The following is an 8,764-nucleotide window of genomic DNA, read 5'->3' as shown; positions in this document are numbered from 1 at the left end:
AAAGCACTTATTGAAGCGGGATTAGATGAGCTTGGCATCACCGAGCCTTACCTCCGTGATTTTGCCTTAGACGTGGTGGACGAAGCGCATAAACATGTCAAAACAAACTGGCAACTAGAAAAAGCGCAACGCATTAAACCATCACTGTGGTGGAAACAAGTGGCACAGGCTCAAGTGCAAAACCCAACAGCAAACACAGAAGCAAATACCCCTAAACTGACCAATCTATCCGCAGACGGCAAAGCATGGTTTATTCATCCTGTAGCGATGATGGATTATTTTTCAGGCGCAGGCATAGCTACTTATCATATTTATCATGATGGAAAAATTGAAAAACATATACCACAAGAAATATTGAAAGGTTATGAACAAAAATATAAATACGTTTATCATGATAAAGATAATAATGAGCATGAAATATGTATAGCAGATTGGCATACGATTAATAAGAAAGGATTTAATAGACACCCTAGAAAAACATTTAAATATCCCGATCATGGAAGGGTTTCGGAAACTAAAACTAATGTTAGTGATGGTTATATAGTAGCTAAAGCTAAATATGAAAATGGTGATATTCATGAATGGATAAAAAAAGAAAATGGTGTAAGTATTTATGAAAGGCTAACTATGGCTAATGGAGATATAGCTGAATACGGAATACATGACCAAGATGGAATTGTATGGCGACTTTATACAAAACAGCAAGAAGAAGCGCAATTGGTTAGAATGCCAGATAGTATTAACTATGAAAGCAATGATGTAGTTATTAAATATGAACTTAAAGAAACTTATCGAAAATATACTAACTCAGATATTCTAGCCGGTTTTATAGGTGCATTAGCTGAAATAAAGGAAAATATCATTGTGACAGGTAGCGCTTATGAACAAGGTTCATGTTTTCCTAGCGCTTTACACATAAATGGTCAAAGTATTGACACAAAATACATTAAAAAAGATAGAAATTTATCGGATTGGGAAAAAGATAAAGAATTTGTTAATGCTTTAGCTAAATTTCATTTTGGAACGTTTCGGATAGGAGCAACAATTTATAAATTATTTGAAGGTATATCAGGAATAATAAATGGTGGAAAGTTACATGATAGCCATTTACATACAGAAAATTTTGATTTTAATGCTATTAAAGTAATAGGACAATTCGAAAATTTAAATTAGCAGGATAATATGAAATGAAAAAAATTTTTTTAACTTTGATTTCATTTTTTATTTTTTTTGTAGGAAATGTACATTCAAATGAATCTCCAGATATTTGGGATTTTTATAAAGTTTCAAAGAATTCTATTTTTGGAAGAGAATCAGATTCTAAAAGGCAAAGTTTAATAGAAAGATATTCGAAAATTAAACTGATATTAATCGATGGAGAAGTTATAGTTGATACAATTTGTTTTATTTCGTATGAGACAACAACAGATATTACTTCTCTTTTATCTCATTGGAAAATCCCAGAAGTAGAGGAGTATAAAAAAATTTTTTCAGAAGAAAAAATCCCTTTAGGAAATCAATTTGAGGTAATAAAATTTCCTAATAATGATAAAAATGATTTATGTCTGAAAGAAGATTTGACTGATTTAATAAAGGTAGATAATTATTTTGTTTTTTTGACTAGGTCAGGTTACTTGATAACATTTTCGAAGCATATAGAAAAAAATAACGGATCACCTGTAACCTATAGAGGATTTAATTATAAGATACCAAATCGTGAATTTAATTGGTTTGGTCATCCAATGTTGGCTAATAAAAAAATTATAGATGATATGAATAAGAAGTGTGATTTCCCAGCTGATGGATCTTATTATAATTCATATTTTTATAGTGAGTGTGATTTGAACGAATTAGATTCTTATTTTGGTGAAGTTAGTGAAACTTTATTTGACAAAAAGAAAGTAATATATCAAAAAGGAGAATATCAATATAATTTAACTAAAAAACAGCACAAAGAGTTTGATTTCGAAATATATTTAAATATTGAAAAAGATAATAAATTAATTGATAGATTATCTATTTATAAAGAAAAAATTTTAGAATCGGCTGCTTTTTCACAGTATTACTATATTGATAAAAATATTGATAATATTTGGTTGTTAAATGATGTTGGTAGTGACGAAACTCAAAGTATTGAAAAATGGAGACATTATAAAATAGATAATAGTGGGCACTTCAAGCTATTGGAATCGATTTCGTGTAAAAATCGAGATAGACAAGGCGTCGTAAAATGTCACAATAATTAAGAATAAAATGATCAAATTGGATTTAGAAGATGATAGCCAGCGATGCGGGCATTACACCAAATTTTAACAGGCACACTGATATATTCAACACAACGGAAAAAAGACCTACCGCCGCCGACTTTTACGGATAGGGATTTAAAGGAAGGATTACGCAGAAGCTGGACAGCGGAGCTGATAGGGCATTTACTGGTGAAATATGAAAGCGAATGGTATGCCGATGAAGCGTTAAGCAAATGGAATGAAATTGATGACTTATTTGAAGAAGAAAAACAACAACAAAAAGCACTTATTGAAGCGGGATTAGATGAGCTTGGTATCACCGAGCCTTACCTCCGTGATTTTGCTTTAAAAATGGTGGATGAAGCATTTAAATACATCCAAACAAACTGGAAAATAGAAAAAGCACAACGCATTAAACCATCACTTTGGTGGAAACAAGTGGCACAGGCGCAAGCTCAAAATCAAACAACTAGCACAGAACAAAGCGATGCCAATACCCCTAAACTATCCAATCTATCCGCAGACGGCAAGGCTTGGTTTATTCATCCGGTGGCGATGATAGATTACTTCCCTAAAAGCGAGATTCTTTTTCAGAAAGGGGATAAGCATGAGATTATTCGGGAAATTAATATCCGCATTGCAGGTTTTGGTGGCAATGTACCAACCGATGAATTTACTGAAAGAACGGAAAATATGATAAAACAGTTTCAACGTGATTATATGCAAGTTGAGGAAACGGGCGTTGTTGATATACAAGTTATACAAGCGATTGATAGATTCCAAGATGAGTATTCAATAGATTCATTTTTTACACAGGCTCGATGCCAATGTTCAACTTTTAAAAATCTGACTGAGCCAACTTGTAATGGTTTTGGGCTTAATAAAACTAATAATGGAAAAACAGATACTGATTATGCCTATGGGATTGAATATCCAGGCTTACATCGGACCTTGTTTTGGGTATTAAGAAGTATTATGTTTTATATTGATTCAGATGAACGATGTCAACACTTGACTGTGGAAATCGTATCTTCTGGTTACCGATGTTGGGCTGATAATATTTATAATAATAGAAAAAGTACTAACCATATGGGTAAAGCGCTCGATATCCATGTCATTAAAAAAGAAAAATCAAAATCTGAACACAGTAGAGATGAAAGGATCAATTGTTGTGATTTAGTTCGCGACATTTTAACTGAAAAAACAAATGCGGAATACAGATGGTTTCATTCTAATGGTATTGCTTTAGAGAATAGCTATACAAGATATCATCCAACAAGAGGACGTGACAATCAAAGTATAGCGAGCGTTTGGGTTCATTATGATGTTCGGGTTTTTGAGAGTAAGTTTTTGAAAAATCAGTTTTTTGTCAAAACAGCAAAAGATGTCAATGGTAAATATTTAAAAGAGTTAGTTAAAAATTTAGGAAGTTAATAACATGTTTGGATTTTATTTTTATATAATGAAAAAAAATATATCATTAGCAAAACTTGTTTGTTTATTATATGTTTTTTTTCATTTTTCATATGTCTATGCAAAAGATATTAATCAAGCTTATTGGGTTTTAGATAAATATATTGAAAATAATTATCTAATGAAAAAAGATAGTTATAATCCTAACTATTTGAATAATTTACGAGTTAAGTTGGTTAATAATATCATTTATATTAATAATAGCCAGTATAATGTTAGCGTACATCGAACATCTGATTTATCCCAATTACTCACAAAAAATCTAATTGAAAATCCAATTATCAACGAATTTATTTTACCGAATGGGGATATAAATTATTTACAATTCGATGATGTTTTAGATATTGATTTAGCTAAACTATTATTGCCAAAGCATAGATTGATTTTTGGAAATGAACAGTTATTATTTATAAATGAATATTTAGTTGCATCTTTTTTAAAACCCCAAAACAAGTATTCATTTAAAAAATTAAGTAATAAATTTCCCTCATTAAATTTACCAATTAATTCTAAAAGATCGGAGAAATTCATTAAGGATGAGAATTATTATAATTATCCTCAAAATATATCAAGAAGTTTTGCATACTATTTAAACTTATTTGATAACGATAGTTTATATGAACAGTTAAATAATTATTTAATTGATTTAAATGGAATAAAGCTACCTCAAATTAATAATGTGATAAATCCAATTTTAATAACTGGCACACAAGAAAATGAAGAGCAAATAATTTACCTTCACCTTTTATCAGAAAATTTTGATTTTTTAGATAAAATTATATTGTCATCTCAATCTGGTATGACAAGAGAGAACCCGGCTACAGGGGGAGGGGCAATTGGATTTTTTGGTTACGATATAAGCAAAAACTATTTAATTGAACGCCAACAACGCTTTGAAGATGAAACAATAGAAATACAACATTTTCAAATTACAAAAGGAGGAAAGTTTCAAGAAATACCGGTTACGTCTAATTGCTATAGCAAATGGGGTACTAAAAATCCAAATAAGCATTCGGCTAGAAGCCTTTTGTTAACAAGTAAACAAGCAAATAACTATTTACGTTTTGATGGTGGTCAATTAGAAGGGCTTGATAGTGCGACATTAACTTTAAATGCTAATGAAAAAAAACTTTGTGTTAATTATCAACAAGCTTATCCGGTAAACTTTGGTAAGACTAATTCAAAACAATTTTTTTGTAATGAGGCATTATATCAACAGCAAGTAGAAAATTTTAAAAAATATCACATTGATATCAGTAACGAATTGGAATATGTCACATTTGAAAATATTGATGAACAACCTATAGCTAAATTTTTATTAAATGGCAATCAAGCCATTTATATGAACAATACATTATTTATTGTAGGTAAAGATTATTTTGTGGCTTACAGACAACCAACAAAAGAGGAGTTAGTTTATACGCAATAACACAAAGATATTAATGATTTTCCATGAAACGAGCATTAGCAGATAGATTACTGGAAAGAGAAAAGACAATCATTTTAGTTGAAAACAAAACAAACTGGCAACTAGAAAAAGAAGAGCGCATTAAACCGTCACTGTGGTGGAAACAAGTGGCACAAGCGCAAGCGCAAGCTCAAAATCAAACAACTAGCACAGAACAAAGCGATGCCAATACCCCTAAACTGACCAATCTATCTTATATGCAAATCGATGAAACAGGTGTTGTAGATATGAATGTAATAAAAGCGATTGATGAATTTCAGGAGGAATATGCAATCAATAATACAATTTGGCTACAACTTAAATGTAAATGTTCCCCTAAAAAATGTAGTGGATTTGGTAATGGTTTAGGAACAAATACTTCACCAGAACGATATAATACTTATGAATTTCCTGGTATACACAGATCATTATTATTTGGTCTTTGTGCATTAAACTTTTATTTAGCTAGACAAGATGTTTATAAATTTAGATTAATTTCATCTGGTTATCGCTGTCATTCCCACACAGATGGAAAAACAGCTAATCACAGAGGAAAAGCATTAGATATTCAATTTTATAAAGGTACATGGGCTATCGGAGGACTAAATAAAAATAATATTGCACCTTTACTATATATTCGTGATAACTTTTTTAAGACTTATCTTAATACTCAAAATGATTGGGATAATATAAATTTATTTACTACAGAGCCAATAGGATTAACTCCAACAGGAGAAAAAATAAGTGGGCATACTTATAGTTGGATTCATATGGATGTTAGATCATTTGAAAAACAATATTTATTAGATGAATATTTTTGTACTGATGCCACTACTTTAAATAAAGAAAAATTAATCACACTTATTAATAAATAGTTTAAAGAATCTATTATAGAGGTTAATAATGTTAAAAATAATAAATAGATTTGCCATTGTATGTTTATGTTGTTTTGTTACATCGATAGTAAATGCTAGATTAGAAAATAACGTAAATGAATTGATAAAAGAAGACATGATAGAATGGCAGTTAGTCAATATTAATTATTTCCCTAATTCTCTGTCTAATTCTGAAAGTGTTTATCAATTATCCAAATTATTTAATGGGTTTTTGATTAGAAGCAACCAGTATCAATTAATATTTAATGAAAAATATTCTATTCATATAAAACCAACAAATGATAATTTAATACCTGACTTTAAGCGTTTGTTGCAAAAAGAATTAAAACGTTTAAATTTAGTTGACCACCAGCAAGAAAATCAATATTTCATTTTTGAAACATTACCCGAGCAATATAATTTAAATCAATCATTAGTGTTTAATTCTGATTATCTTTTCTTATTTATTAATAATGAACTTATTTTAACATTTAAAAATAAACAAAAAATGCGTCAAGAACTGGCTAGTATTTATAATAATTTAAATACTGCAATTCTTCCATTGACTGATCGTTATTGGCCTCTTGAAGAAAATGATGGTTTTTCTCCAATACCTGATGAGTTTAATTTTTTTTTAAAAGGTATAGCAAAGGATGATTATCTTCACGCAATAAAATTGAAAAAATATAAAAAAATAAATTTAATACTATTATTTTCATATTCCATTTCTGGCGCACCTCAATTATCGCTAATTAGCCTTTCTGAGGATTTTGATTTCATTGATCGTATGGAACTAGGTGAAAATATTGAATTAGAGGATGGTGGTATTTGGAATAGGTATCTCATTGATGAAAATTACCGTATAACTATTAAAAAAATTCAATCCCCTTATGATGGATATAAAAAAGCAACGATTTTCTTAAATCAAACAAGCTATATTATTAATGAAAATGGAATTTTTGTTAAATTAAAAAGATGAGGTATTTAGGTTTGTCTATCTAATAAACTATAAAAGCTTGGTGAGTATAATTTAATCACTAACTAGTTAGTGATAATAAAGAAAGTATATGATTAATAACCACAAAAAAAATTTCCTAAAGGAAATAAAAAATGGGGATATCAAAATGGCAAGATTAAAAAAATATGACTGGTTAAAGAAATTTATTTTCTTTATTTTTATTTTTTTAAATTATTCTTATTGTTATGCCAAAGAAAAAAATAGCGAGCAAACATACTGGATTTTGGATAAATATTTTGACAATAATCAGATGATAAACAAAAAAAATGATGATTATCTTAATAATCTAAGTATCAAGTTCAAAGATAATATTTTCTATATAAATGAAAATAGGTATCCTGTAAAAATAGGAAAGGTCGCAAATATATCTCAATTAATACCTGATAATTTATTACATTCTGATTTACTTAAAAATTTTCCTTTACAAAAAGACGAAGTGCATTATTTACAGTTTGATTTTTCAATAGATAGTAACTTTGCTAAACTATTATTGCCTGAACAAAAAGTGATTTATCTTAATGACCAGTTAGTTTTTATTAATCAAGAGATGGCATTATCCTTTTTAAAGCCAGCTGGCAAAAATGCTTTTAAACAAATAAGTAAACATTTTCCATCCCTTAAACTGCCGCACAATTCTCGGATTACAGGAGACTTCATTAAAGATAATAATTATAAACATTTTTATTATAATTTTTTTAATGAAAATGAATATTATCCCCATAATATTTCTCGAAGTTTTGTTAATTATTTACAGTTATCTAATAATGATTTATATGCTCAACGCCACGATTATATAACTCATCTTTCTGGTATAAAACTTCCTGTCCTTCATAACAGAATTAGACCAATTTTAATTGAAGGACTACAAAGAAATGGAGAAATGATAACTTATCTTTATTTATTTTCTGATAATTTTGATGTGATTGATAAGATTATTTTGAAAAATCCCAATGGATTAACAAGAAAAAATTCTGGAATAGACGATCTTGCTCAAGGATTTATTTATTATAATATTGATAAAAATTACCAAATTGAACGTCAACAACGTTTTACTGATGAAACAATTGAAATACAACATTATAAAATAGCCAAAGATGGTAAGTTTAGAGAAATACCTGTCATATCTAATTGCTATAAAGAATTTGCTACTAAAAATAATAATATACATTCTAAAAAAAGTCTTTTACTAACCAATAAACAAGGAAATAATTATTTACGTTTTGCTCATGGGTTAGATTACGACCAGTTTGAAAGTACAATATTAACTTTAAATCCAAATGAGGAAAAGCTATGTGTTAATTATCAACAAGCTTATTCAATAAGCTTTGGTAAAGTGAATTCAAAACGTTTTTTTGATAATGATGAATTATATCAACAACATGTGGAAAACTTTAAAAGTTATGACATTGATATTAGTAATGAATTAGAATACATCTCCATCCATGGTTTTGAAAAAACACCTTTTTCTAAGTTTTTATTAAATGGTAATCAGGCAATTTATATGAAAAATACATTATTTTTTGTTAGCGACAATCATTTTACTGCTTACAGACAACCAACAGATGAGGAATTAACTTATCAGCAATGACAAAAAAGCATTAGTCAGTCACCATGAAACACGCCTGAACAGACAAGCTCTCTGAAAGCGGAAATTCAACAACGCAGCCGTTATTCGACACTGAGATTGGCAAGGTGATTAATGGCA

General features: G+C 29.0%; 6 protein-coding genes and 1 pseudogene. All 7 read left to right on the top strand.

The features are described 5' to 3' along the window. Positions 1–1,173, top strand: a pseudogene (locus tag B9N71_RS13125) (hypothetical protein); the annotation flags it as partial. Between the two features lie 14 nt (positions 1,174–1,187). Continuing rightward, on the top strand, positions 1,188–2,246 hold the full coding sequence (locus B9N71_RS12290) for a hypothetical protein (RefSeq protein WP_085166109.1): 1,059 nt from the start codon (positions 1,188–1,190) through the stop codon (positions 2,244–2,246). Between the two features lie 42 nt (positions 2,247–2,288). Then, positions 2,289–3,680, top strand: coding sequence for a peptidoglycan-binding domain-containing protein (locus B9N71_RS12285; RefSeq protein WP_085166108.1), 1,392 nt, complete (start codon positions 2,289–2,291; stop codon positions 3,678–3,680). 4 nt (positions 3,681–3,684) lie between these two features. Further along, positions 3,685–5,148: a hypothetical protein gene (locus tag B9N71_RS12280; protein ID WP_085166107.1), complete on the top strand. Its 1,464-nt coding sequence runs from the start codon at positions 3,685–3,687 to the stop codon at positions 5,146–5,148. A 23-nt stretch (positions 5,149–5,171) separates the two neighbouring features. Further along, the gene (locus B9N71_RS12275) at positions 5,172–6,041 is read left to right on the top strand and encodes a hypothetical protein (RefSeq protein WP_085166106.1); all 870 of its coding nucleotides are present in this window, start codon (positions 5,172–5,174) and stop codon (positions 6,039–6,041) included. Between the two features lie 28 nt (positions 6,042–6,069). After that, a complete protein-coding gene (locus B9N71_RS12270) occupies positions 6,070–7,020 on the top strand; it encodes a hypothetical protein (RefSeq protein ID WP_085166105.1) in 951 nt (316 codons plus the stop codon). Between the two features lie 145 nt (positions 7,021–7,165). After that, the gene (locus B9N71_RS12265; protein ID WP_085166104.1) at positions 7,166–8,647 is read left to right on the top strand and encodes a hypothetical protein; all 1,482 of its coding nucleotides are present in this window, start codon (positions 7,166–7,168) and stop codon (positions 8,645–8,647) included. The last annotated feature ends 117 nt before the right edge of the window (positions 8,648–8,764 follow it).

The organism is Gilliamella bombi (assembly GCF_900103255.1).
Classification (GTDB): Bacteria; Pseudomonadota; Gammaproteobacteria; order Enterobacterales; family Orbaceae; genus Gilliamella; species Gilliamella bombi.
Note: the sequence above shows the minus strand (reverse complement) of the source record. Positions and strands in the feature narration are given on the sequence as shown.